Below are 25940 nucleotides of genomic sequence, written 5' to 3'. Positions count from 1 at the left end.
TAATAGAAATAGATGTAAGGGCTGTTTTATCATAGTAAAGAACAGAAAATCATGCGTAATAAAGTTTCGTTGTATAATATCTTACTTACTAAGGAAAAAACGCAGTGGTTTTGGAATTTACCACTGCGTTTTAACTGAAATTTATTCTAGAATATCTATAACTTTTTTTACTGAGTCTGCAGATTTATCTAATTGTATTTTCTCTTCATCTGTTAAATCCAGCTCGATAATTTCTTCCATTCCTTTTCCACCGAGAACAGTAGGAACTCCCAGATAAATCTCCTGATATCCATATTCTCCTTCTAAGTAAGCAATGGATGGCAAAATACGCCGCTGATCCTTGAGAATTGCCTCTGCCATCACTGCTAACGATGCAGCAGGTGCGTAATAAGCACTTCCGTTTCCTAAGAGATTTACAATCTCCCCTCCGCCAGTCCGGGTTCGCTGTACAATTTCTTCCAGCCGTTCTGGAGAAATAAGTTTTTCAAGCGGGATCCCTCCAGCATAGGAATAACGGGTAAGCGGCACCATATCATCACCGTGTCCACCAAGAACAAACCCGGTTATATCTTTTACAGAAATATTTAATTCCTCTGCAACAAAAGCTCTAAAACGAGCTGTGTCCAGCACACCTGATTGTCCTATTACACGTTCTCTAGGAAAGCCCGATGCTTTATAAACTGTATATGTCATTGCATCAACAGGATTAGTCAGAACAACAATAATTGCATTCGGGGAATACTTCACAATTTCTTTTGTAACCGACTTCATTATTTTTGCGTTTGTATTTACTAAATCATCCCGGCTCATTCCTGGCTTACGTGCAATTCCGGCAGTAATAATTACTAAGTCAGAATCTTTTGTATCGGCATAATCCGACGTTCCAGTTACTCTCGCATCAAAACCTTGAACCGGAGCTGCTTCCGCCATATCCAATGCTCTTCCCTTTGTTGGGTTCTCCATATCCGGGATATCAACGAGAACAACATCTCCTAATTCCTTTTGGGCAACCATTAATGCAGTAGTTGCTCCTGTAAAGCCAGAACCGATAACGGAAATCTTTTTACGTACAGAAACCATCAAACTACCTCCTACTATTTGTTCCTTTATTTGAAGAAAATGTTTGCAGCAAATGATAATTTATATCGTTGCTGCAAACATTTTCTCAAGATTAACAGAATTAATTACTCTGTTTCAATATTCTTTTTTAGAATAGAAAGCTGTCTTTTTTATGCTTCCATATTTTTAATAAGTTCATCAGCAAACTCAGAGCATTTCACTTCTGTTGCACCATCCATAAGACGGGCAAAGTCATAAGTCACCACTTTAGAACCAATTGTTTTATCCATTGATTTTGTAATTAAGTCAGCTGCTTCTCTCCATTCTAAATGCTCAAGCATTAATACAGCAGAAAGAATAACAGAAGACGGGTTAACTTTATCTAATCCTGCATATTTCGGAGCAGTACCGTGAGTTGCTTCGAAAATTGCATGTCCAGTATCATAGTTAATGTTTGCTCCCGGAGCAATACCAATACCGCCCACCTGTGCAGCAAGTGCATCAGAAATGTAATCACCATTCAGGTTCATTGTTGCTACTACGTCAAACTCTTTTGGACGAGTAAGAATTTGTTGTAAGAAGATATCTGCAATAGAATCTTTTACAAGGATTTTACCTGCTGCTAATGCATCATCCTGAGCTTTGTTTGCTGCATCTTTACCTTCCGCCTCAACAATACGGTCGTATTCAGCCCAAGTAAATACTTTATCACCAAATTCTTGTTCAGCAACTTCGTAACCCCAGTTTTTGAAGGCTCCTTCAGTAAATTTCATAATGTTACCTTTATGTACTAAAGTAACACTTTTGCGGCCTTCACTTAATGCATAATCAATAGCAGCACGAACAATACGTTTTGTACCTTCTTCAGATACCGGTTTAACACCAATGCCTGATGTTTCAGGGAAGCGAACATTTTTAACGCCCATTTCATTTTTTAAGAAGTTAAGAACCTTCTTAACCTCGTCAGTGCCTTCCTGCCATTCAATACCAGCATAGATATCTTCTGTATTTTCACGGAAGATAACCATATCAACATCTTCCGGACGTTTTACTGGAGATGGAACACCTTCAAAATAACGTACAGGACGCAGGCAGGTAAATAAATCTAATTCTTGACGTAAAGCTACGTTCAGAGAGCGAATACCGCCACCTATTGGTGTAGTTAATGGACCCTTGATAGCAATCTTATATTCATTAATTTTATCAAGCGTATCCTTTGGTAACCATTCACCTGTCTTATCAAAAGCTTTTTGCCCAGCATATACTTCTAACCAATCAATAGATTTTTCACCATTATAAGCTTTCTCTACAGATGCTTCGATAACACGGCGGGCAGCAGCCCAAATATCCGGGCCAGTCCCATCTCCTTCAATAAATGGGATTACTGGTTTATTTGGTACATTCATTTCGCCGTTTTCTACTACAATTTTTTCACCTTGTGTCATAGATAAAAACCTCCTATTAATGATTCCTATTACATTCTACTACATTTTAAAGATATTATCATTATCCTCTATCTTCAATAGCAACATAATCCTGTAAATCCGGTCCGTTATATTCAGCACGCGGGCGGATTAAGCGGTTGTCAGCATATTGCTCTAAAATATGCGCTATCCAGCCGGAAGTTCTGCTGACAGCAAATATCGGTGTAAATAAATCCTCATCAATTCCTAAGCTGTGGTAAACAGAAGCGCTGTAAAAATCAACATTTGCAGGAAGACCTTTATGCTCTTTTACATAGTCCTCAATTTTGATAGACATGTTATACCATTTTTCCTGCCCGGTACGTTTCGTCAATTGCTTAGACATTTCTTTTAAGAATTTAGCCCTTGGATCACCATTACGGTATACACGGTGCCCCATTCCCATAATTTTTTCTTTGTTTTCCAGTTTTTCTTTAATATAAGGGATAGCATTTTCTTCTTCACCAATTTCAAGAAGCATCTTCATTACATTTTCATTTGCACCGCCATGTAACGGTCCTTTTAAAGCTCCGATGGCTGCTACAAGTCCGGAATAAATATCGGAAAGTGTTGCTACACAAACCCTAGCTGTAAAAGTAGATGCGTTTAATTCATGGTCAGCATGAAGAACAAGTGCTTTATTAATTGCTTCTACTTCAATGTCCTCCGGATCTTTTCCATTCAGCATAAATAAGAAGTTTGCTGCATAGCTTAAGCCTTCTTTTGGCTGAACTGGATCTTTTCCATCACGAATTCTGGCAAATGCAGCTACGATAGAAGCAATTTTTGCCTGAATACGAATTGCTTTTCTCTTATTTGCTGCTTCATCCATATCGTCTGCTTCTTCGTCATAAATTCCTAATAATGAAACCGCTGTCCGTAGAGCTGCCATCGGATGAACACTTTTTAAATCATATGAACGCAAATGATTAATAATTGCATCTGAAACGGTCATATTCTTTGCTAAATCAGCTTTTAGCGCATCTAATTCTGATTTCGTTGGAAGCTTTTGATTCCAAAGTAAATAAATAATTTCTTCAAAGCTGGAATTTTCAGCTAAGTCATCAATTTTATAACCAACATAGGATAATTGATCATCAATGATCGAACTGATTGCTGATTGTGTTGCGACAATATTTTCTAATCCTTTTGTTGTTGACATATTACCCTCTCCCTTTCCAGTTAATCAGAGTATTACATATTTCTACATTAAATAAATAATACAAGGGTGACAAACTAAATTTTGGCTGTTTAAAGCTATGTAGGAATAAATTTAAGCAAATATTATTACATTCGCTTAGTATCAATCAGGTGATGGAACTCGCGTTTCGTGGACGATTAAACGTGGAACCAAAATCTTTTGAAAGTTACGAATCAAATAATTTATTATTCTACTTTTTAAACAAACTCAGAAAAACTTTATCTTTATTTGTACCCTGATTTGATTAAAGCAATCCTTTTTGCCTGCCCATTTATCATTATAAATGATAATAAGCAGAATGTGAATTGAAACCGTTTAAATTTTGTAAAATAACTGCTAACGGACTCTGTAATTGATTTTCTCATTATTTGCGTTAAATAAGCCCGGTTTATTAAGGGTTATTTCTTGAGTACGGTTTTTTACTTCTCTACAATGTGTTTAATTTTTTTCTTTTAACTTTGTATGATAATCATTCCGCCTGAATCCGCCGTGTATTTTGAGATAAAAATCCGGTATCTTAATGACACATTCCAAACAGTCGCATTAGTATTTAAAATACCTTTGGAACAAGTTTCCTATACTTTTTTTGATGGAGCAATATTCTCCGCAGAACGAGTAATCCCAGCCCCAAATGCTAATTCAAACTCTTAACACTTCTACTTTGCTATCTAAAATCATAGATTACAATAAGGTCGTTTATTTGGGGGAAATATAATGCAATCAAAAATCGTTGGACAACTTATCCGCAGTCTTATTATCATTATCATTTTATTCGGCAGTATTTTTCTTCTTTATATGCTTTTCCCTTATATATATCCTATTCTGATAGCATTTTTACTGTCACTTCTCTTTCAGCCCTTCATCAGATTTTTTGCAGAAAAGCTAAAAATGCCGAGATTACTTGCTTTAGTCAGCACGTTTATTCTTTTTTTCAGCTTGTTCACTTTCGTTTTGTTCTTTTTAGTAAGTGAGGTCTACCAAGGTATTCTTTACTTATCGGACAGGCTGCCAGCTTATTTTCACCATATGATGGAGCAGTTTCAACAACTGTTAGATACCCAAATATTACCTTTATATGATCAATTGCTTTCTCTTTTAACTACTTTACATGTTGATTATCGTTTGGAGGTCTATGAGTATATAAATTCCTTTACGGAATCTGTTACTGCAGCCTCAACCCGGTTCTTTCAAATGCTGTTACAGCAGACGGCAAATTTTCTTATGATGCTGCCAAATTCCTTTACTGTTTTTATTTTTATTATATTGGCTACTCTTATGATCAGCTATGATTTTCATAACATCCAAAATAAGTTTCGCGAAATTATACCTTCCAATTGGTATGCTCTTCATAAAAAAATAGCCTCTCATTTAAAAGAAGCTGTAATTGGCTATTTTAAAGCACAACTCATATTGGTCTGTATTTCTGCAGTTATTTTATGGATTGGGCTTTCCGTTCTCGGTGTAGAGCATGCATTTACGATTGTTTTATTTGCTGCGATTGCCGATTTTATCCCTTATTTAGGAATTGGAATTATTATTATACCCTGGATTCTTTTCAGCTTTTTAACCTTTAATTATCCTTTAACAATCGGTTTATCTGTTCTTTATGGCCTTATTATTATCATCAGGCAATTGATAGAGCCTAAAATTGTGGCAACTTCTATTGGTATTTCGCCTTTAATGATGCTCATAGGGATGTTTTTAGGTATCCAATGGCTTGGGGTCTTTGGATTTATCCTTGCTCCTGTGATTTTAGTAGTTATACTCGCCATCAAAAAATCAGGCGTATTCCAGCAATTATTTCTTTATATTAAGGGATAATTTATCACCATCGGCGGTAAATTATTGTGTTTCTGCCTACAAACTGCATTGCTATTTTCTTTAGTTGCTTTTTAAATTGATTTCTTGTCCAGGGTATCAGTAACAATAAACCAACTATATCTAAAACAAAACCAGGGATAATAAGCAAAAATGCTCCAAGCATCGTTGCCAGTCCATCGAGAATTTCATCGGTTGGTGGTGTACCTCTCTGTATTTGCAGCTGCGCACGTCTAAAAACTTCCATTCCCTGATACCTGGCTAGGAAAATACCCAATATAGCTGTTCCGATAATTAATCCAACTACCCATAAAACACCAATAAGCTGGCTTAACCAAAGAAAAACACCAATCTCTACTGCCGGGATAATTATAAATGCCAGAAGAAGGTATTTATTTCTCATTTTCAACACCCTTTCTACTTTGATACGGTATTTTTATCCGTTCCCAGAATATATATCCTAAATATATAAACATAGAAATACCAATATTATCTATCCATTGAATTGTATCATTGAAAATGAGTTATTTCACAGTAATAAAAATGAAACAAAGTATTGGCAATCCAATATTTTTTTGAACATATTACCTTCCCTTCGCAAATAAGTCTTTTCACTAAAATCAATAAATGAACCAGTTATTATTTTACCATGTTCAATACAGCCTTAAAAATAAAACCCCCGAATCGGGGGTTTAACTTATTTTTTATAGTACGCCTGCATGGCCGGCATATACCTGTCCACGGCTGCTGTCTACAGTAATATCTTGACCGTCTTCTAATACTTCAAAAACATTCTCTACGCCGACAATAACTGGTATTCCTATACTAACACCAACTACTGCCGCATGAGAAGTCAGACCGCCTTCTTCTGTAATAATTGCAGAAGCTTTCTCAATTGCCGGCATCATTTCTTTTTCAGTGGCATGGGTTACAAGAATATCACCCTCATTCATACGGGTTAATGCTTCTTCATTATTTTTAGCGAAGACAACATGCCCATATGCTTTACTTCTGCCGATACCTTGTCCTTTTGCAACAACATCTCCAATAACATGGACTTTCATTAGATTTGTTGTACCCTTTTCTCCAGCAGGTACTCCTGCAACAACAAGCACTGTATCTCCGCGTTTGCATACTTCCGCTTCAAGCCCCCGTTTTACTGCTACTTCTAACATTTCGTCTGTAGATTTTGTCGGTGTGCCCATAACTGCATGGACGCCCCATACTAGCGAAAGCTGACGATTTACTATTTCATCCACTGTTACAGCAATAATCGTTGCTTTAGGACGGTATTTTGAAACCATACGGGATGTTGACCCGCTTTCTGTCGGTGTGATAATCGTACCGATATTTAAGTTATATGCTGTATGAGAAACTGATTGTGTAATAGCTTCTCTGATTTCCATATCAACATTTTTAGAACGCTCTTCTAAAATAGCTTTATGATCTAATGCAGATTCTGCTTTTAACGCAATATTACTCATGGTTTGTACAGATTCTACCGGATAATTACCAGCAGCTGTTTCACCGGAAAGCATGATTGCATCTGTACCATCAAATATTGCATTGGCAACATCGGAAGCCTCTGCACGAGTCGGACGAGGATTCCGCTGCATAGAATCTAACATTTGAGTTGCTGTAATAACTGGCTTTCCGGCTGTATTACATTTTTTAATAAGTTCTTTCTGTACTAGAGGTACATCTTCTGCAGGTATTTCCACGCCAAGGTCTCCACGTGCAACCATTAGACCATCACTAACTTCCAGGATGCTGTTAATATTATCTACACCCTCCTGGTTTTCAATTTTAGGGATAATTTTAATATGATCTGCATTATGCTGCTCTAATACTTCTTTAATTTCTAATACATCTGAAGGACGGCGGACAAAAGATGCTGCAATAAAGTCTACTCCTTGCTCTACCCCAAAGATAATATCATTCGTATCCTTTTCTGTAATTCCAGGAAGATTGACGGATACATTTGGAACGTTAACACCTTTTTTATTTTTAATTTCTCCAGAGTTTAACGCAACAGTTATAATTTCTCCATTATCCTGGTTAATTCCTGTTACTTCTAATTCAATAAGTCCATCATCCAGCAGAATTTTTGAGCCTTCATGAACATCGTTGATTAACCCATCATACGTAATGGAGAATCGTTCAGAAGTACCTTCTACTTCCTTCATTGAAATAATCACTTCTTCACCTTGAACAAGATCCGCTCTTCCTTCTTTAAAGTTCCCTGTACGAATTTCAGGTCCTTTTGTATCAAGAAGAATAGCTACTGTTTTATTTTTCTTAGCTGCTGCTTCACGAATATTATTGATTCTGGCACCATGCTCATCAAAATCCCCATGCGAGAAGTTTAATCTGGCAACATTCATTCCTGCATCAATAAGTTGCTCCAATTTTTCTATTGATTCCGATGCCGGACCAATTGTACAAACGATTTTTGTGTTTCTCATTTTATTTCCTCCTTAAAATTCAACCAAAATCTATCTTTGTATGTTAGATAGAAAGTTCTTTAGATAGCTGGAACATTTCATTATTAATATGATGCTTCATTTTCAAGATATCATTAATATCATTATCCACGATTTGGTTGTTTCTAATTCCAACCATACGTCCGCCTTTATTATTTAGCAGCAGCTCTACAGCTGCAGCACCAAGCCGGCTTGCCAGCACTCTATCCTGGCCAGTCGGTGAACCGCCTCTTTGAATGTGTCCTAATACAGTTACCCTTGTTTCCAAATCGGTAGCCTCTTCAATTTTCTTTCCAACGTCAAATCCGCTGCCGACACCTTCTGCAAGCAGGATAATACTATGCTTTTTCCCACGCTTATGTCCACGGTTTAATCGATCAACGATTTGAGAGAATTCATCCTTCTGTTCCGGGATAAGGATACTTTCTGCACCAACTGATAACCCGGCCCAAAGCGCTAAATCTCCTGCATCGCGTCCCATTACTTCTATGACATATGTACGCTCATGAGAAGTAGCAGTATCACGAACCTTATCCACGGCATCTATAATTGTGTTAAGAGATGTGTCAAAACCAATTGTAAAATCAGTTCCTGCAATATCATTATCAATTGTTCCCGGTACACCGATACAAGGAACACCTTTTTCTGTCAGCTTCTGTGCTCCTTTAAAACTGCCATCACCGCCAATTACAATTAAACCTTCAATGCCGGCTTTCTTCATTTGTTCAACCGCTCTTAGCTGTCCTTCATCCGTTTTAAACTTCTCACTTCTTGCTGAGAATAGAATTGTTCCTCCACGATGAATAATATCGCCGACAGAGCCAAGATGCATCTCTTCAAAGTTACCATCCATTAAACCTTGGTAGCCGTTTTTGACACCAATTACTTCCATCTCATGATAGATTGCTTTTCTCACAGTTGCTCTGATAGCAGCATTCATACCAGGAGCGTCTCCTCCACTAGTCAAAACACCAATTTTTTTCATTTATTTATTCACCTCATTGTTAAAATATCGCCATGTTCAGCTTATTTTTAAGCATTTGCGAAATATTGGAATCATCACTCCTGCTGTTTGGGGAATACAGGCAACTGTTATCAGACAGTTATACTAATTTGTCGAATTCCCTTTTCTACAATTTTAAAACACCTGAACACGCTTCTTAATATAAATAAAAGATAAAGAATATCGTTAGACATAGTAATTATAAATCAAATTAAATCAATAATCGATTATTGATTTCTTATCTTTCATCCACTACTCTATCTATTTTACATGATTCTTTCATTATAATCCAAATTAAAATAAAGGCTGATATTCATTCTCAGCCTTTATAAACGATACTTACACCGTTTGAAATGAACCTATCTTTTTATATTTTTGCCATCTTTCTTCTACAATATCCTCAGATGACAATTCTTTTAACTCTTTTAATGACTTTTCAAGTACTTGATCGATAAATACAGCTTGTTCGTCAATATCCCGATGTGCTCCACCTTTTGGTTCTGGTATCACTTCATCAATGACGCCCAATTTTTTCAAATCTGGAGCTGTAATCTGCATCGATTCAGCGGCCCGCTGCGCTTCTCCTGCATCCTTCCACAGTATTGCGGCAGCTCCTTCTGGAGATATTACGGAATATGTAGAATTTTCCAGCATGTGAACATGATTTCCTACACCGATTCCTAATGCACCACCGCTACCGCCTTCACCAATTACAACACACACAATAGGGACGGTTAAACCAGCCATTTCCATTAAGTTTTTGGCGATGGCTTCGCTTTGTCCTCTTTCTTCGGCTGCTTTGCCTGGATATGCCCCTTTTGTATCAATGAAAGTGATAATTGGACGGTTGAATTTTTCAGCCTGCTTCATATGACGCAATGCTTTTCTATAACCTTCAGGATGCGGCATTCCAAAATTACGTTTAATATTTTCTTTCGTATCTTTTCCACGTTGATGACCAATTATAGTTACCGGTTGATTTTTATAATAAGCAATACCGGAAACAATTGCTTCATCTTCACCAAATAAACGATCACCATGAAACTCAATAAAATCTTCAAACAGTCTTTCTACATAATCTAATGTAGTAGGACGATCTGGATGTCTTGCCATCTGCACCCGGTTCCAGGGCTTTAAATTGCCATAGATATCTTCTTCCAGCTTCGCTAAGCGCTCTTCCAGTGTTCTAATTTCATCCTTCAAATCAATTTCACTGTTTTCTGTGAATGCTTTTAGTTCTTTAATCTTTTCTTTTAAATTTACAATGGGTTTTTCAAATTCCATTATTGGCGCCACTTATGATTACCTCCCATCTGCATGCATGGAAAGAATTTTTCCAAGCGTTTTTTTCATGTCATGACGGTGAATAACCTTATCTATCTGCCCATGCTCTAATTGAAATTCAGCTGTCTGAAAATCGTTTGGTAATTTTTCACGAATAGTCTGCTCGATAATTCTTCGACCAGCAAAACCTATTAGTGCCCCCGGTTCGGCAAAATTATAGTCTCCAATAGATGCAAAACTTGCGGATACACCGCCGGTGGTTGGATGGGTCATAACAGAAATCATTAAATTTCCGCTGTCTCTGAACCGCTTAACAGCAAATGATGTTTTCGCCATTTGCATTAAGCTTAAGAGCCCCTCCTGCATACGGGCACCGCCGGATGCTGTAAATATAATAAACGGGATAGATTCTTTTCTGGCTTCCTCAATTGCTCTGGTTATTTTTTCTCCGATTGCGGAGCCCATACTCCCCATACGAAAATGTGAATCCATAACTGCAAATGCGGTCTGTTTACCTTCAATCGCCCCTGTGCCAGTAATAATCGCTTCGTTCAAGCCTGTTTTCTCACGGTCTTTCTTAATCTTCTCCTCGTAATCAGGGAATTTTAATGGATTTGCAGATGTTAAACCAGCATCCCATTCTTCAAATGTCCCTTCATCGAATAAGCTTTCAATTCTTGTCCATGCTGTCATCGGATGATGATATCCGCAGTTGGGACAAACATATAAAGATTTAACTATTTCTTTTCGATAATAGATTTGTTTACAATTATCACATTTCTGCATTAAACCCTCTGGAACATCAACTTTCGCCTTCTCGCTCGGGATTGATGCATACTTCTTACGCTTGCCGAAAAAATCTTTAAGTGGCAAGTTTATCCCCCCTTTTTCTACTACTAGATTATCTGAGCATATATATACAGGCTGTGTATATTATCTAGTATTCAAATAGAGCTTTCAATAAGAGCTGTTTCCTATTTTACTATTGTAAACTATTTTGCCGAGTTATAATAGTTATTCCATAAAATGAAAGTATTTTTAGTTTTAGAATCCCAACAAATAGATTACCACCTGATTCCAAGTCGTGCAATCACGTTTTTCTTATTAAACATAATTTTTTCTCAAATGTAAGGTGAATTATGCTGTTTAACGAACGGCTAAAACGCCTTCTCCCACTGGAATTAACTTAAGATTTAAAAATAAAATAAATGCGTATGAAGAGGATATTCAAAAAAAAATGAAATAATAAGCTGCAGGGTATCAGTCTATTATTAACACATCTATAATCATTTGTCGGGCATCTTATTTCCAGAACTTTTGAACATGTACTATGAGAGCAGTATTCTTTTGAAGAAATTTGTCCTAAAACAAAATATCCCCAAAAACACTTTTACTAAAAATGTTTTCGGGGCTAATTATCAGAACAGATTATTTATTGATTTCTTTTGTCAGATTTCTTGTCTTCTCTGCTACTTCCTCAGGGTCTACTTGGACACGGGCCACACCGGATTTCATTGCCGCTTCAGCTACGTGCTTGGCCACAAGCGGGGCAACTCTATCATCAAAAGGAGAAGGAATAACATAATCCTCATTCAACTCATCTTCTGAGATCAAAGAAGCGATTCCTTCTGCAGCAGCAATTTTCATTTCTTCATTAATTCGTGTTGCTCTGACATCCAACGCACCCCTGAAAATCCCTGGAAAAGCAAGTACATTATTTACCTGATTTGCAAAATCAGACCGGCCGGTTCCAATAACCCTTGCCCCTGCTTCTTTTGCATCATCTGGTAAAATTTCCGGATCAGGGTTTGCCATAGCAAAGATAATTGCATCATCATTCATCTTCTTTACCATTTCTTTTGTTAATGCTCCGCCTACTGAAACACCGATAAATACGTCTGCACCCTCTAAAACATCTTCCAGGCTTCCTTCTATCTTCTGTGCATTGGTATATTTTGCAACAAGTTCTTTCACCCGGTTCATCCCATTAGGACGCCCTTCGTAAATTGCTCCTCTGGAATCACACATAATCATGTCATGAACGCCCAGGCTCTTTAACAGCCGAATGATTGCAATACCTGCTGCACCCGCCCCGTTAGCCACAACTTTTATATTTGAGAAATCCTTATCTACCAATTTTAAAGCATTCATTAATCCTGCAACAGTTACAATTGCTGTACCGTGCTGGTCATCATGAAAGATAGGGATATTTGTTTCACTTTTTAAGCGGTCTTCTATAATAAAACAGTTTGGTGCTGCAATATCTTCCAGGTTGACTCCGCCAAAGGTTGGTTCCATTAATTTCACTGTTTCTACAATTTTGTCTACATCTTGTGTATCCAGACAAATCGGAAAAGCATCTACTCCTGCAAAGCCTTTAAATAATACCGCTTTTCCTTCCATAACAGGTAAAGAAGCTTCTGCACCGATATTACCGAGGCCTAATACAGCAGATCCATCACTTACTACAGCAACCATATTTCCCTTCATCGTATAGTCATAGACAGTTTCTTTCCGTTCATAAATTTCTTTGCAAGGTTCTGCAACACCAGGGGAATACGCTAGACTTAAGTCCTCTTTGTTTTTCATGGGAACCTTTGATTTTATTTCTAATTTCCCCTGCTTTTGTTTGTGTAAATGTAACGCTTCGTCTCGTAGGTTTGCCATCGAATCCCGCTCCTTTGAATACTGTAAGTAATATGTATAATTATTACGCTTACAATTTGGGCCAGGCCCTTTTAAATCCCTTTTATTATAACAGATGATGAACCTGTGTAAAGTAACTCTGCATACAAAATTACTATCTTTTCTATCATTTGAATATTAGCTGATATATTGCCAAAAACACTCTGCTGCCGACAGTGCTTCACGACTCTTATGATAACTAAAAGCCAGGAGAGTCACTTCAGCAAAAGTAACTCTCCCAGGATTCATTCCAATCAATACATTTCAATTTATTTATCACTTTAATTTACATTCAGGCTGCAGGTACTACCTTTCTACCACATTCTCATTTCCAAAATAACTTTTCAGCTGTCTCATTTCTTTTTCCGTCAAATATAAAGCATAATCATTTGAAAGACGGTAGGTTTCCTTGTTTACAGGATTATAAACAATCACTGGTATTTTACCCGGATGCTGATCAGCTAATTGCTTTAAATACTGTAGAACATTGCTTTTATCCTGATTTGTCATTCGTACAAATAATTTTTTTGTTTCAGGTACACCTATCTCTGAAAGATCTAAAGCTCCAATTTCTTTTATAACAAGCTGAAGCTTTTGGTTTCTCTCTTCCACAGAAACACGCATCCAAACCATCTGCTCTTCCTCCAGCTGGTTGGAAATTTGACGGAATAAATCGGGGAAAATCACAGCATCCAACTTTTTATCCTCATCTGATACAGTTAAAAAGGCCATTCTTTCCCTATTTTTTGTTCGAATAACTTTTACCTCTTCCACAACACCAGCCGTATAAATTTCTTTTCTCTTACCAGTGAATTTGCCTGCCTGTTTGAGTGAAATAATTCCGTTCGCCCTTAAAACATCCCGGCAGCTTTCAAACGGGTGATTTGATATATAAATACCCATTAATTCTTTTTCAAAAGTGAGCTTCTGTATCGTTGAGTAATCTTCTATATCTGTATATTCCAATGCATCTTGAAATAAAGATGCATCTTCGTACATCCCTTGAAAAAGCTCTTTCTGTTCAAGAGCCGGTTCAATGGAAGCAATCAGACTTGCCCGGTTGTGGTGAAATGCATCAAACACGCCGGCTAAAACAAGATTTCGAATAGCCGCCCGATTTACTTTTTTAATATCAACCCGCATACAAAAATCAAAAAAGTTGGTAAAAGAAGCTTCCTTCCGAATTTCTAAAATATGAACTAATGCCTGATAACTGATTCCCTTAATAGCGGCTAATCCAGCACGTATCATCTTTTTTTCAACTGTAAACTGCTGATAACTTCTATTAATGTGCGGAGGGAGTATATTAATATCAAGTTCTTTTAATGACTCCTGATAAGCCGACAACTTTTCAGGCTGGTTCTTGGCATCGGTCAACAGACATGAGAAGAACACTGCTGGATAATGTGCTTTCAGAAAGCTTAACTGATAGGATATTTTACTGTAGGCTACTGCATGACTTCTCGGAAAACCGTAATTGGAAAAACGGACAATCCAGCTGAATATTTCTCCGGCCACAGCGTGAGAATAGCCATTCTTTATGCACCCTTTGATAAAAGCCTCCTCTTGCTGCTGCATAACACCCTGCTTCTTTTTGCTTACCGCTCTTCTTAAAATATCAGCCTCACCAAGGCTGAAACCGGCAATACGGTGAGCAATTTGCATAATCTGCTCCTGATAAATCAGAACACCGTACGTTGATTTTAAAATCGGCTCCAGATCTGGGTGCGGATAGCTTACAGGCTCTTGTTTATATTTCCGCCGGATATATACAGGAATAAAATCCATTGGGCCTGGGCGGTAAAGCGCATTTACCGCTACAATGTCCTCAAATGAAGATGGCTGCAGTTCTTTAAGTACATTTTGCATCCCTGCTGATTCTAATTGAAAGACCCCGCTGGTTTCTCCTCTTCGCAACATAGTAAAAGTCTTTTCATCCTGTTCTGGAATATCCGCTAATATCTCATCTTTTTTTAAAGTATATGCTACACCATTTGTTACTCTTTCAATTAGTGAAAGGTTTCTAAGCCCCAAAAAGTCCATCTTTAATAATCCTGCTGCTTCCAGTTCATTCATTGCATATTGCGTCAAATACGTTTCTCCTGTGCCGCTTGTTAAAGGAACATCTGCCACTAAAGGGTTCTCGCTGATTACTACACCTGCAGCATGTGTGGATACATTTCTGGGTAACCCCTCTAATTTAATCGCTATTGAAAATAAAGTCTTTAATTTTTCAGATGATTTCACATACGCTGCCAATTCTGTTGAATCTTGTAACAGTCTTTGGATACTTTTAGAAGATGCTCCCTTCAGCTCTCGTAAAATATAGCTGACATCCTGATCATGAACATCCATTGTTTTCATCAGTTCACGAAGAATAGAACGCGTCGCAAAGGTTCCAAAAGTAATAATCTGCGCAACATGCTCTCTTCCATATTTATCTCTTACATAATCAATTACTTCGTCACGCCGAATATCAGAAAAGTCCACATCAATATCTGGCATGGTAAGTCTTTCCGGATTTAAAAAACGTTCAAATAACAGATTATATTTTAAAGGATCTACCTCTGTAATCCCTAAAATGTAAGCTACAATGGATCCAGCTGACGAACCCCTTCCTGGTCCGACCATAATATGATTATCTTTCGCAAATTGAATAAAATCCGCAACAATTAAGAAATAATCACTGTAATTCATGTTTATAATTGTGTCCAGCTCGTACTCAAGCCGGTTCCGATGTACCTCTGTAATGTTTGTATAACGATCCTCCAACCCACTTTCACAGCACTGTCGCAAGTAAGTATCTGCAGATATCCGGTCTGGGGTTGGAAAGGATGGCAGATGCTGTTCATCAAAATTTAAGTATGTTGAGCATTTATCGGCAATTTCTTCTGTTTTATTGAGCAGCTCTGGCCAAGCGTGGAATAATCGTTTCATTTCTTCCGGAGAAGAAAAATGATGACCTTCAGGTAACTGTTCCTTCCGTTTTGGACCCCACTTCTCTCCAAAGCGCATCGATTGCAAGCAATCATATGCTAATATATCCTGTTCTTCTAAATACAGAACATCCTGCATAGCTGTATAAGAGAAGCCTGCTTCCTTCCAAACCTGGAGCTGATGTGCATCAGAATCAATTCCGACATAAAAATCACCTGGTTGAAAGTATGCTTCTACTTTTTTTAACTCTTGAAAGAATAAACCTGTATCAGCTTCTGCAGAATGATTACTGCCTTGAAGGAAATGTTTTCCTGATAAAACACCAATGACACCTTCTGTATATTTCGAAAGCTGGCTGGCAGTTAATATATCAATATGATTTGTTTGTAAATACGTACTTAACTTCAGCAGTTGTTGATATCCTGTCTTATTTTTGGCTAGTACAATAAACGGATTTCCTGGTTCATTTTCTTCTATTTGAACATTAACAGTCATTCCGATAATTGGTTTAATCCCTTGATCCATACAAGCTTTATAGAATGAAATGGCACCATAAAGAACAGCCTCGTCTGTTAAACACAGGCTTTGATAATGTAAATTTTTTGCTTTTTGAACAAGCTTTTGTATAGAAATGGTGCTCTCCATTAAACTATAGCCGCTTTTCACTGAGATATGTGTGTACGTCATTCTACTCCGCCTTCTTTCTAGAGGATGTTCAAAAAGTCTAATATGAATCGCATGTCGAGACGAGGAGTGTCTCCTAAAACCGCCCACATTGTGCAGGCAATATAGAAGTCACCGCTTCCTGAGAAGTTCGTTAGCTTACTTTTAGCTGTTCCTGCATCTAATAGTATAATTCTGCGCTGCCTCGAACTTTTTGAACACACATTTCTATGTCCATTATAACAAGATAGTACATATGTGCCTATAAATTTAGTTTTGCTCATATCCCGCCTATTTCATTCATAGGATAGAATATAGCACCTCCAATCATAAGGATTGCCAATTATAAGACAAGCTATAGCGCGAGGAGTGTCAATATGGAGGAAAGGTTTTTTGCTGCATTTATTCATTGTTTTTTCATTGCGTTAGGAGTTATCATCGGAGGCTCTATTATCGGGAGCATCGGAGATTTTGCAACAGGAGACGCTGCTTTAACTTCGATGAATCGAATCGCAGAACGCTTAAGGATATGGGGAATTGTTGCTGCTATCGGAGGAACTTTTGATGCTATTGCCAACTTTGAAAGAGGTTTATTTGATGGAACACCAATGGATTTAATTAAACAAATACTATTAATTTTATCTGCTATGGGCGGCGTAAAGGTCGGCCTGATTATTATCCAATGGTTTTCTCAAGGAGAGGTCCCATAATGCATATCCCGCCATATCATAAAAAAACAAACTGGCAGCTGATTTTTGTCGGTTTCTTTTTTGGCACTATTATTTCCTATATGGTTTTCACATATATGTACGGTACCATGTATGAAGAAGTGTTAAAAGAAAATATTGAATTGTCTAATGAAGTAACCGACCTTGAGCACACAAATCAAACACTGCTGAAAGATAAAGAGGATTTGAGTGAACAATCCAGACAACCACTTACCATCTCAAAAATCACGGTTGAAATAGAAGATCCGGATTCTATGAAAATTGATTTATTAATGCAGGATCAGCTCCGCGCTTTAATCCGCGATGAAATCAATCATGTCATCGGCCAGGAGGTAGAGCTTATATCACGTTCAGATGAGCTGCTTATTTCTACCATTGAAAATAAAGCTTTCACTCTTGACGGCATGAGCTACCAGTTCACTGTAAGTCAAATTATTGCATTGGGATCAGAATTAAAAATAGCTGTCTTACCCGCTTCAGTAAGATAATTTACGCAACTAGAACCGTTTCAGTTTAATCGAACACCTAAACAGATTGCTAAGGATGTTATTGCATGAGCTGCTCCCACTTTAATTTCTGTCAAAATTTGAAGCGGGAGTTTATCCAGTCCATGACAAAATCTCTTTATATTCCACGAGAGCGGAAATTCTTTAGTTAAAGTTCAGTAGATGTTTTATTTCAGCTCCTATTTTGAAACATAACGCCCTTAGCATTTTCTAGTAAAGCAGAAACTAATATTAACCTGAAGCTCCAGCATCTATAATCACTTTAAACGTATTCTCTGCATACTTTTTCTAAATCAGATACTAAATCGTTTCCTTCCTCCCATGAATACACTGTTGCACCAGAGGCTAATGGATGTCCTCCACCATTATACTTACCTGCTATTCCATTAATAATAACTCCTTTTGAACGTATACGCACCCGTATCTGATCTTCTTCTTCAATAAGAAAAACCCAAGCTTTAATCCCTTTCACATCTGCTACCACCTGAACCAGCTGATTGGATTCCTCTACGCTGACATCATATTTTTCCAGCAAATCTGCTGTTAACTTAATGACGCATAGTCCATTATCGGATAATTGAAAATGCTGTAAAATATAGCCGCTTAACCGCAGTACCTTTTCCTCTGCCTGATATAGTTCATCATAAAGACCTGATCTGTCAAAATCATAACGAACCAGTTCTCCGGCATATTGAAAGGTTTTTACAGTTGTGCTCGGAAATTTAAATCTTCCTGTATCACCAACAATTCCTGCATATAATAAACGGGCTGCATTATTATTCAGTGCCCAGCCCCGTGACTGTGCTTCTAAAACAAGCTCAACAATCATTTCGGAGGTAGAACTTGCATCTGTGGACACCCATTCTATGTCTCCATAAGAATCTGTAACCGGATGATGATCAATTTTTATTAATTGTTTTCCTGTATCATAACGCTCATCATCAATCCTCGGCTGATTGGCTGTATCACAGACAATTACCAGACTCCCATAGTACGCATCATCTGATACTTGGTCCATCTGCGCTAAAAAGGTTAAGGACTGAACATCTTCACCTACAGCATAAACTTCTTTTTCCGGGAAAGAGTTTTTGATTAGTGCTTTTAAACCCACCTGTGAGCCGATTGCATCCGGATCAGGACGCACATGCCGGTGTATAATAATTTTCCGACTTTTTTCAATCGCTTCAATAATTTTTGTAACTTCCATGACTATCTTCCTTTCCTATATATGGTATCTCAATTGGTTCTCTAAAATTAATTATAAATCAGAAAGGCGGGACACATTTGCAAGCTAAGAGCGCTTATACACCAGCTCCTTAGTTTTCGGCACTCGCAGTTGATTGCTGTCATTCCCGCATAAGAATTAATTTCCGCAAAAATATTATACTTTCTTTCACATCTAAAAAACGGTACAATAAACATAGAATTTAGAATATGTAATTAGGAGCATTTAAATGGTTATCTTCCCAATAATAATTATCGTTTCAGTTGTTTTTTATATCTATTATAAAGTATCCATCCTGAAAGAGAAAAGCACGTTAACCCAAAAATATTACAATGGCAGATCGAAATCCTGTCTGGGAGCGTTTATGATGGCTTTTGCTATCAATCAATATACGCTTTACCTTACACAGCTTAGCCTGTTTATCGGCCTAGTTATCTTCATTTTAGGTTTAATGCAATTTATCCGCGGTTTTAAAGAAGCACGTCACTATCAAAAAGAGTGGAGAAGATTGCATCCACAATAAGAAAAAACGTGAGCTGTACTTGTTAAAAAGCAGAAAAACATTCTTCTGTTCTCTCACGAAACTGATTCAGCCAAACTTTCCCGCCTTGAGCGTAAAAACAACTGGAATAATATGATTCCAGTTGTTTTTTTTATAGCCTGGCAACAGACAGATTTCCCTCAGTTACCGATTAATAAGCTGCGCCATAATCAATGCTCTGCCAACAGTAGTCTGTCCTTGCAGTACTTCTACATCTATTTTTGCATACAAACGTCCGACATCCAGAAGCACCGGCTTAATATGCAAAATACTATCAATTGGCACCGGCTTGCTGAAGTAAACTGTAATATTCTCAATCGAAATTTCTGCCTTCTTCTCGATTTTCATCATTTTATCACAGGCTTCCGTAATTAAAGCTGTAAAGACACCATGTGATAATGTCCCTAAATGATTTGTCATTTGCGGTATAACCCGTGCTTCAAACAAACCGCCCTCATCTGGATTCTGTGACATATTATTAGAAACAATATCTTCAATTGTTTCTCCAACCTGTGGCTGTCTCTGAATCTGCTGCATTGCCTTTAATACATCTTGTCTGGAAATAACGCCTTTTAACACATGAGATCCATCCACTACAGGAACAAGTTCAATTCCTTCCCAAACCATCATATGTGCAACAGATGCCAAGGATGTTTTTTCCTGAACAACTAATGGCTTGCGGCTCATGATACGATCAATAAAAGTACTCTGTTCTTTTCCGACAATGTCACGGGAAGAAACCATTCCTACTACCTTCATACGGTCATCAACCACCGGAAATCGTGTGTGTGAAGACACTTCATTATTAATATACCAATCCTTCACCTGCTGTTTTGTTGTTAAATAATATGAAGATTCAAATGGCGTTGAAATATCTCCTACAAATACAATTTCCTTCTTAATCAATTGATCATAAATCGCCCTGTTAATCATTGCCGCAACTGTAAAAGTATCATAACTTGTCGAAATAATAGGTAATTGTTTTTCATTCGCCAGCTGTTTGATAGAATCGTCAGTATCAAATCCTCCTGTAATCAGAACTGCTGCCCCAGCTTCTAAAGCCAGCTTATGTGCCTCATGGCGGTTACCGACAATCAGTAATGAATCTGCTTGTGTATAACGCATCATAGCATTTAATTGCATCGCCCCAATGACAAATTTGCTGAGGGTTTTATGCAGCCCGTCTCTGCCGCCGAGTACTTGTCCATCAATAATATTTACAATCTCGGCAAAGGTCAGCTCTTCAAAATTATCTTTCTTTTTCTGTTCAATCCTGATAGTTCCTACACGCTCAATCGTACTGACAATACCTTGGTTTTCCGCTTCTTTGATTGCGCGGTAAGCAGTCCCATCACTAACATTCAAATCTTTTGCAATTTGACGGACAGATATTTTGCTACCTACTTGCAACGATAAAATATGCTGTAATATTTGTTCATGCTTGGTCGCCATCTGCCATCACCTTCTTTCAACTGTACTATATAAAACGTAATAGTTTTATTATACAATTGATACAGGATAAACTCAATGGCTGCGCAGTTTCTTCTTATTTATTCCTTCCTGTTCCATAACCGGCGGACGAGACATCTTTAAAAGTGTTGCTAGATTTGCACCAATAAATACAAATGCAAATAACAACCAGCATCCCCAAAAAAGGAACTCTAAAGAGCTGGTAGATTGCGGAATCATTGGCCAGGCAATATAGAGAAAAAAGCCAACTAATAATAACCTTAAAATAATATTTGTTCTCAAAGTTACATCCCCCTTTATTATAAGTGTATGAGGAATGGTTATTTCTATGCATCAGAAAACCACAGAATATAGCGATTCTGTGGTTTTTCAGGTTAGAATATTATTCTAAATCAATTGTTTCTCCAACTTGCATTACATGCGCATTACCGGCCTTTACTTTAGATGCCCAGGCTTCCGGGTCCTGTTCAATTGGCGGAAAGGTATTATAGTGAACGGGGACAACCTTCTTAGCATTCACCCACTCAGCTGCAAGAAGCGCATCACTTGGTCCCATTGTAAAATTATCACCGATTGGAATAAAGGCAAGATCAATATCATTTAGCTCACCATACATTTTTAAATCCGTGAATAACGCAGTATCGCCCAAGTGATAAATGGTTTTTCCATTCACTGTAAGAAGTATTCCACCGGGCATGCCGCCATAAATAACTGTGCCATCCTCTTCTGTATAGGATGATCCATGAAAGGCTTGTGTAAATTGCACTTTACCAAACTCAAATTCACAGGACCCGCCGATGTGCATTGGATGTGTATTCAGGCCTTTTGATGCAAAATAATCAGCAAGCTCTGCCGTCGCCACAACCAGCGCATTATTATTCTTAGCAATCTCCACCGTTTCTCCAACATGATCATTGTGGCCATGTGTCAACAGAATAACATCTGCTTTTTCTGTACCTGGGTCTAAATCGCATGCTTCATTCCCATTGATAAACGGGTCAATAATGATTCGGTGCTTTCCTGTGTCTACTTTTACTACTGAATGTCCATGAAAAGATACCTTCACTCAAAATCTCTCCTTTGGTATAGTTGGATTATTATTAGATTTTGTACTGTGTTTTCCCGTTATCAATTAAATCTATGCATTTTTTTACAAATTTATTTTTTGAGTTTCTTTTTTAGTGCAGCCAGTTCATCATCTACACCATTGTCTTCAAGCTCTTTAAATTCATCATCTAGTGTTCGTGCACTTTCATTTAAATCTTCTGACGTCTCGGCTTCTGCTTCGTATTGAAGTACTTTTTCTTCCATTCTTTCAAATCCTTGACGGGACTGATCACTGCCGATAGAAGACATCGTACGATTCATTTTTGTTCTTGTTTTCGCAGATTCTGCACGTGCTTTTAAGGAGTCTTTCTTCAGCTTCATTTCCTGATATTCTTTTTTCATTTCAGATAATTTTTCTTTAAGAATTCTTACATCCTCATCAGCCCGTTCCCAGGAAGCCTGCAAAGATTCATACGACTTTTCCTGATGTCTTTTATCTTCTAATGCTTTTCTGGCTAAATCTTCATTATCTGCTTCGACTGCTTTTTCAGCTTGTTCCTGACGCTTTTCTACCATAGCTTTTGCATCATTTGCTTTCCGCTTCAGCATTTTTTCATTAGCCATTTGCTTTGCTACAGCTGCTTCTACGTCTTCGATATCCTTGCCCATATCTCTCAAGTATTGATCTAACATTTTGACCGGGTCTTCCGCCTTATCAATCATTGCATTCAATTCTGAACTGACAATTGTTTTCATTCTGTTAAAAAATTGAAACATACAAATCCTCCTCTTGGAATAAGTAATAGTAATGTACGATTCGTGTACAATAAGAAATACGATTGATTTCGCAAAAAGTTTCATTTTTATCGGATTTTTTCTTTCTATCTGCTATAATTTTTTAAAGGATGCTATTTATACATGCGGAATCGCAGCTATAATAATAAACTAGGAGGAAAAAATAATGTCAGAAAGAATTAATAAATTATTTGCCGAACTCAAAAAGCAGCAAGCGGACAGCTGTTTTATCAGTTCAAAAGCAAATGTATATTATTTAAGCGGGTATTACACAGATCCGCATGAAAGAGTTATTGGAATTATTGTTATGGATGGAATAGATCCTATTTTCCTATTGCCAAAAATGGAGGAAGAGGATGCTAGAAATGCCGGATGGAAACATTTAATTGTAAGTTATTATGATCACGAAAACCCTTGGCACGCTTTGCAGGTCTTTTTGAAAAAGCAAGAAAAAAATCCTTCTGTCATGGCAGTGGAAAAAGACCATCTGACTATTCAACGCTATAATCAGCTCCAAGAAGTTTTTCCGGAAGCTGCGTATATAGATGCAACACCGGCAATTCAAAATCTACGTCTAATCAAATCAAAAAAAGAACATGATTATTTAAGAACCGCTGCAGAATTAGCTGATTTAGGAGTTAAAACTGGGGTGGAAGCTTTAAAAGAAGGTGTCTCTGAACTAGAAGTAGTTGCTGCTATTGAGCACACTTTAAAAAAGCAAGGGATACGCGAGATGTCATTTCTAACAATGGCATTATTCGGTTCGAAAACAGCATCCCCTCACGGAAACCCGGATAAAACACAATTGGAGAAAAATAATTTTGTTCTCTTTGACTTAGGCGTTATCTATCAGGGCTATTGCTCCGATATTACCCGGACAGTTGCCTTCGGTAATATTACTGATGAACAAAAACAAATATACGATACTGTATTGGAAGCTCAAGAAAGAGCAATTGATGCAAGCAGAACCGGCACAGCAGTCGGAGAGCTGGATAAAATTGCAAGAAATTACATCACAGAACAGGGATACGGTGATTATTTTACACACCGCCTTGGACATGGTTTAGGAATCGAAACACACGAATATCCTTCGATGCATAGCGAAAACACATTGCCTATCGAACCGGGAATGTGTTTTACGATTGAGCCAGGGATTTATGTGCCAAACGTGGGTGGAGTCAGAATTGAAGATATGCTGTTCACAACTAATTACATGCCTTTAGAGCTGACAAAATATCCGAAAACATTACAAATCATTTCTTAAAAAATAATAAATGAATCAGTCTAACAATCCTCAAAACCCTGTTCTATATAAATCGGGTTTAAGTAACTTGCTACAGCCGGAAGCCTTAATAGCTTCTGCTGTCAAGCTCTTTACCAGATATTAAACTGATTCATTTATTTTTTGTCTTTTTTCCGAAATTTTATGTAATTTACTGATATTCGTTTGTAACGCTTTCAAAACAGGTATATAATAGTAGTAGAAAGGGGAGATGAATCATGGAATATAAAAATATTGTTGTCGCAGTAGATGGATCTAAAGCAGCTGAAAAGGCATTTAGTAAATCACTCGATATCGCAAAAAGAAATACTGCCCGATTAATCCTTGCTCATGTAGTGGATTCCCGTACTTTCTCAACAGCTGAAGCGTATGATCGTTCTTTATCTGAAAGAGCGGAAACTTATGCAAAAGAATTATTAGATGATTATGTAGCGCAAGCTGAAGCAGCTGGATTAACAGATATTATCCGTTGTATTGAATATGGATCTCCTAAAGTAAAAATCGCAAAAGAAATAGCTGGTAATTTTGAAGCCGATTTAATTATTTGTGGTGCAACTGGTATGAATGCTGTTGAACGTTTCTTAATTGGAAGTGTTTCTGAAAGCATTACAAGATACGCCAGCTGTGACGTACTTGTTATTCGTTAATCTATTGAACTTCCATCCTTTGGGAAACTCCTCTCAAGGGATGGAAACTAAATGCATAAAATCAAGAATAACACTGTATCTCAATGTCCGGTTTCTACTTAGAAATTCTTCACTTATTCAAGTTATATACTTCATCATGCCATTGCTCCAAAATAGCAGCAATATTGCTTCTTATCTTTGGATATGTATTTTTATACAGCAGCCGAAAATAAAATCCCCTCAAAAAGTTTATAACATTATTTTTTTTCCAAAAAAAGTTTAAACTATATCCTTCTCTTGTTTTTAACTCCTGCAGATCACCAGTAATATTTAACACCAGACAAGCAATGTCCTCCTCTTTGATACCTTTATCAATAAGTGCTTCTAATACAAAAAGAAGTCTTTCCTCCTCATCATCAACGTAAGGAGCTTTTGCTATACTTTCTTTAAATAGACATCGTTTGATTGTTTCAAGGCATTCAAAAGACAGCCTCCTATCAAAACAGGGATGTTTAACTGCTTCTGTTAATAAATCCGCTCCATGCGCAATACTATGTGCCCATCCCTTACCTTCTACATAACCGCGAATATCTTTTTCAAGATTTAAATACGCAATACTCTTTTTAATTGTCTTGATAATAATTGCTTCCTGTAAGAAGACTTTTTGTCTATCTTTATGTAGAATTATTCCGATAACTAAAGCAGAAAAAGAGCGTGTAAAAACGAGGTTGCTTTCATTTTCTTCAATCCCCAAAAATAGTTTATCTAAGCAAACTTCAAGAATATGCTTCATTTGTTTATCGGTTAAAGAATCTTCCATAATCAATTTTCCAAACGTATTAAAAATCAATGTATCTCTCAGCTCCGGATCAATAGATCCGATATTATCTAACATTTTATCGATAAGAACATTTAAATCTTTTTGCTTTAGATTTATATCATAGTCTATTTCCTTCAGTTCTGCTTTTAATGTCATGCTGTCACCACTTTTCTATCTTTAAAATATCCATATTAAGATACTAAAGTACATATTTTCACAGACATTATAGTTATAATAACACAAAATCACCTTCTCCCTATAAATTTTGGGGATGAGGAATAAAAAAGCTAACCTCTTTCCATGT

Annotated in this window: 22 protein-coding genes; 6 read left to right on the top strand and 16 right to left on the bottom strand. The window is 37.2% G+C overall.

Features of this window, described 5'->3' with window-relative positions; translation table 11 throughout:
* Positions 1 to 141 precede the first annotated feature (141 nt).
* The 3 genes from mdh to citZ all read right to left on the bottom strand — a co-directional run bounded on the left by mdh (position 142) and on the right by citZ (position 3684).
* Positions 142 to 1080, bottom strand: a complete 939-nt coding sequence (gene mdh / locus OSO01_RS13895; RefSeq protein WP_147211042.1) for a malate dehydrogenase — start codon at positions 1078 to 1080, stop codon at positions 142 to 144.
* Between the two features lie 149 nt (positions 1081 to 1229).
* Positions 1230 to 2504, bottom strand: a complete 1275-nt coding sequence (gene icd, locus OSO01_RS13890; protein ID WP_147211041.1) for an NADP-dependent isocitrate dehydrogenase — start codon at positions 2502 to 2504, stop codon at positions 1230 to 1232.
* Between the two features lie 61 nt (positions 2505 to 2565).
* On the bottom strand, positions 2566 to 3684 hold the full coding sequence (gene citZ, locus OSO01_RS13885; RefSeq protein ID WP_147211040.1) for a citrate synthase: 1119 nt from the start codon (positions 3682 to 3684) through the stop codon (positions 2566 to 2568).
* Positions 3685 to 4437: 753 nt separating this feature from the next.
* Here citZ and ytvI point away from each other — a divergent pair.
* Entirely contained in the window at positions 4438 to 5544 is a 1107-nt protein-coding gene (gene ytvI, locus OSO01_RS13880; protein ID WP_147211039.1) for a sporulation integral membrane protein YtvI, read from the top strand.
* 4 nt (positions 5545 to 5548) lie between these two features.
* On the opposite strand, the gene OSO01_RS13875 is transcribed toward ytvI, so the two are convergent.
* The 7 genes from OSO01_RS13875 to dnaE form a co-directional block, all read right to left on the bottom strand.
* Complete coding sequence (locus tag OSO01_RS13875) at positions 5549 to 5944, bottom strand: FxsA family protein (RefSeq protein ID WP_147211038.1); 396 nt, start codon at positions 5942 to 5944, stop codon at positions 5549 to 5551.
* A 301-nt stretch (positions 5945 to 6245) separates the two neighbouring features.
* Positions 6246 to 8006, bottom strand: a complete 1761-nt coding sequence (gene pyk / locus OSO01_RS13870; protein ID WP_147211037.1) for a pyruvate kinase — start codon at positions 8004 to 8006, stop codon at positions 6246 to 6248.
* Positions 8007 to 8049: 43 nt separating this feature from the next.
* On the bottom strand, positions 8050 to 9009 hold the full coding sequence (gene pfkA, locus OSO01_RS13865) for a 6-phosphofructokinase (protein ID WP_147211036.1): 960 nt from the start codon (positions 9007 to 9009) through the stop codon (positions 8050 to 8052).
* Between the two features lie 357 nt (positions 9010 to 9366).
* Entirely contained in the window at positions 9367 to 10323 is a 957-nt protein-coding gene (gene accA / locus OSO01_RS13860; protein WP_147211035.1) for an acetyl-CoA carboxylase carboxyl transferase subunit alpha, read from the bottom strand.
* A gap of 6 nt (positions 10324 to 10329) precedes the next feature.
* Positions 10330 to 11184, bottom strand: a complete 855-nt coding sequence (gene accD, locus OSO01_RS13855; RefSeq protein WP_147211034.1) for an acetyl-CoA carboxylase, carboxyltransferase subunit beta — start codon at positions 11182 to 11184, stop codon at positions 10330 to 10332.
* Between the two features lie 555 nt (positions 11185 to 11739).
* Positions 11740 to 12978: an NADP-dependent malic enzyme gene (gene ystJ, locus OSO01_RS13850; RefSeq protein ID WP_147211033.1), complete on the bottom strand. Its 1239-nt coding sequence runs from the start codon at positions 12976 to 12978 to the stop codon at positions 11740 to 11742.
* A gap of 324 nt (positions 12979 to 13302) precedes the next feature.
* A complete protein-coding gene (dnaE, locus tag OSO01_RS13845) occupies positions 13303 to 16620 on the bottom strand; it encodes a DNA polymerase III subunit alpha (RefSeq protein ID WP_147211032.1) in 3318 nt (1105 codons plus the stop codon).
* Positions 16621 to 16973: 353 nt separating this feature from the next.
* Between dnaE and ytrH the strand changes: the two genes are divergently transcribed.
* Both ytrH and ytrI read left to right on the top strand, forming a co-directional pair.
* Entirely contained in the window at positions 16974 to 17306 is a 333-nt protein-coding gene (gene ytrH / locus OSO01_RS13840) for a sporulation membrane protein YtrH (RefSeq protein WP_147211031.1), read from the top strand.
* Positions 17306 to 17812, top strand: a complete 507-nt coding sequence (gene ytrI / locus OSO01_RS13835; protein WP_147211030.1) for a sporulation membrane protein YtrI — start codon at positions 17306 to 17308, stop codon at positions 17810 to 17812. Before ytrH ends, ytrI begins: the two co-directional genes overlap by 1 nt.
* A gap of 280 nt (positions 17813 to 18092) precedes the next feature.
* Here the strand turns inward: ytrI and OSO01_RS13830 are convergent, their stop codons facing one another.
* Positions 18093 to 19037: a DHH family phosphoesterase gene (locus OSO01_RS13830; RefSeq protein WP_147211029.1), complete on the bottom strand. Its 945-nt coding sequence runs from the start codon at positions 19035 to 19037 to the stop codon at positions 18093 to 18095.
* Between the two features lie 247 nt (positions 19038 to 19284).
* Here OSO01_RS13830 and OSO01_RS13825 point away from each other — a divergent pair, with 247 nt between their 5' ends.
* A complete protein-coding gene (locus OSO01_RS13825; protein WP_147211028.1) occupies positions 19285 to 19578 on the top strand; it encodes a YtpI family protein in 294 nt (97 codons plus the stop codon).
* A gap of 162 nt (positions 19579 to 19740) precedes the next feature.
* Here OSO01_RS13825 and OSO01_RS13820 read toward each other — a convergent pair whose 3' ends face one another.
* The 4 genes from OSO01_RS13820 to OSO01_RS13805 form a co-directional block, all read right to left on the bottom strand.
* Positions 19741 to 21048 carry a DRTGG domain-containing protein gene (locus tag OSO01_RS13820; RefSeq protein ID WP_147211027.1) on the bottom strand — a complete coding sequence of 436 codons (1308 nt, stop codon included), beginning with the start codon at positions 21046 to 21048 and terminating at the stop codon, positions 19741 to 19743.
* Positions 21049 to 21120: 72 nt separating this feature from the next.
* On the bottom strand, positions 21121 to 21348 hold the full coding sequence (locus OSO01_RS13815; protein WP_147211026.1) for a hypothetical protein: 228 nt from the start codon (positions 21346 to 21348) through the stop codon (positions 21121 to 21123).
* A gap of 100 nt (positions 21349 to 21448) precedes the next feature.
* On the bottom strand, positions 21449 to 22132 hold the full coding sequence (locus tag OSO01_RS13810) for a metal-dependent hydrolase (protein WP_147211025.1): 684 nt from the start codon (positions 22130 to 22132) through the stop codon (positions 21449 to 21451).
* A 92-nt stretch (positions 22133 to 22224) separates the two neighbouring features.
* Positions 22225 to 22890, bottom strand: coding sequence for a PspA/IM30 family protein (locus tag OSO01_RS13805; RefSeq protein WP_147211024.1), 666 nt, complete (start codon positions 22888 to 22890; stop codon positions 22225 to 22227).
* Positions 22891 to 23074: 184 nt separating this feature from the next.
* Between OSO01_RS13805 and OSO01_RS13800 the strand changes: the two genes are divergently transcribed.
* Positions 23075 to 24172 (top strand): M24 family metallopeptidase, encoded by a 1098-nt coding sequence (locus OSO01_RS13800; RefSeq protein WP_147211023.1) that lies wholly within the window; start codon positions 23075 to 23077, stop codon positions 24170 to 24172.
* Positions 24173 to 24408: 236 nt separating this feature from the next.
* Positions 24409 to 24837: a universal stress protein gene (locus OSO01_RS13795; RefSeq protein ID WP_147211022.1), complete on the top strand. Its 429-nt coding sequence runs from the start codon at positions 24409 to 24411 to the stop codon at positions 24835 to 24837.
* A 109-nt stretch (positions 24838 to 24946) separates the two neighbouring features.
* On the opposite strand, the gene OSO01_RS13790 is transcribed toward OSO01_RS13795, so the two are convergent.
* Entirely contained in the window at positions 24947 to 25792 is an 846-nt protein-coding gene (locus OSO01_RS13790) for a DUF2785 domain-containing protein (protein WP_147211021.1), read from the bottom strand.
* Positions 25793 to 25940 lie beyond the last annotated feature (148 nt).

Source organism: Oceanobacillus sojae (genome assembly GCF_007991515.1).
GTDB classification, from domain to species: Bacteria; Bacillota; Bacilli; order Bacillales; family Amphibacillaceae; genus Oceanobacillus; species Oceanobacillus sojae.
Note: the sequence above shows the minus strand (reverse complement) of the source record. Positions and strands in the feature narration are given on the sequence as shown.

Excerpts from the sequence above, each read along its gene's own strand:
- mdh (WP_147211042.1), bottom strand. The coding sequence starts at position 1,080 with ATGGTTTCTGTACGTAAAAAGATTTCCGTTATCGGTTCTGGCTTTACA.
- icd (WP_147211041.1), bottom strand. The coding sequence starts at position 2,504 with ATGACACAAGGTGAAAAAATTGTAGTAGAAAACGGCGAAATGAATGTA.
- citZ (WP_147211040.1), bottom strand. The coding sequence starts at position 3,684 with ATGTCAACAACAAAAGGATTAGAAAATATTGTCGCAACACAATCAGCA.
- ytvI (WP_147211039.1), top strand. The coding sequence starts at position 4,438 with ATGCAATCAAAAATCGTTGGACAACTTATCCGCAGTCTTATTATCATT.
- OSO01_RS13875 (WP_147211038.1), bottom strand. The coding sequence starts at position 5,944 with ATGAGAAATAAATACCTTCTTCTGGCATTTATAATTATCCCGGCAGTA.
- pyk (WP_147211037.1), bottom strand. The coding sequence starts at position 8,006 with ATGAGAAACACAAAAATCGTTTGTACAATTGGTCCGGCATCGGAATCA.
- pfkA (WP_147211036.1), bottom strand. The coding sequence starts at position 9,009 with ATGAAAAAAATTGGTGTTTTGACTAGTGGAGGAGACGCTCCTGGTATG.
- ystJ (WP_147211033.1), bottom strand. The coding sequence starts at position 12,978 with ATGGCAAACCTACGAGACGAAGCGTTACATTTACACAAACAAAAGCAG.
- dnaE (WP_147211032.1), bottom strand. The coding sequence starts at position 16,620 with ATGACGTACACACATATCTCAGTGAAAAGCGGCTATAGTTTAATGGAG.
- ytrH (WP_147211031.1), top strand. The coding sequence starts at position 16,974 with ATGGAGGAAAGGTTTTTTGCTGCATTTATTCATTGTTTTTTCATTGCG.
- ytrI (WP_147211030.1), top strand. The coding sequence starts at position 17,306 with ATGCATATCCCGCCATATCATAAAAAAACAAACTGGCAGCTGATTTTT.
- OSO01_RS13830 (WP_147211029.1), bottom strand. The coding sequence starts at position 19,037 with ATGGAAGTTACAAAAATTATTGAAGCGATTGAAAAAAGTCGGAAAATT.
- OSO01_RS13825 (WP_147211028.1), top strand. The coding sequence starts at position 19,285 with ATGGTTATCTTCCCAATAATAATTATCGTTTCAGTTGTTTTTTATATC.
- OSO01_RS13820 (WP_147211027.1), bottom strand. The coding sequence starts at position 21,048 with ATGGCGACCAAGCATGAACAAATATTACAGCATATTTTATCGTTGCAA.
- OSO01_RS13805 (WP_147211024.1), bottom strand. The coding sequence starts at position 22,890 with ATGTTTCAATTTTTTAACAGAATGAAAACAATTGTCAGTTCAGAATTG.
- OSO01_RS13800 (WP_147211023.1), top strand. The coding sequence starts at position 23,075 with ATGTCAGAAAGAATTAATAAATTATTTGCCGAACTCAAAAAGCAGCAA.
- OSO01_RS13795 (WP_147211022.1), top strand. The coding sequence starts at position 24,409 with ATGGAATATAAAAATATTGTTGTCGCAGTAGATGGATCTAAAGCAGCT.
- OSO01_RS13790 (WP_147211021.1), bottom strand. The coding sequence starts at position 25,792 with ATGACATTAAAAGCAGAACTGAAGGAAATAGACTATGATATAAATCTA.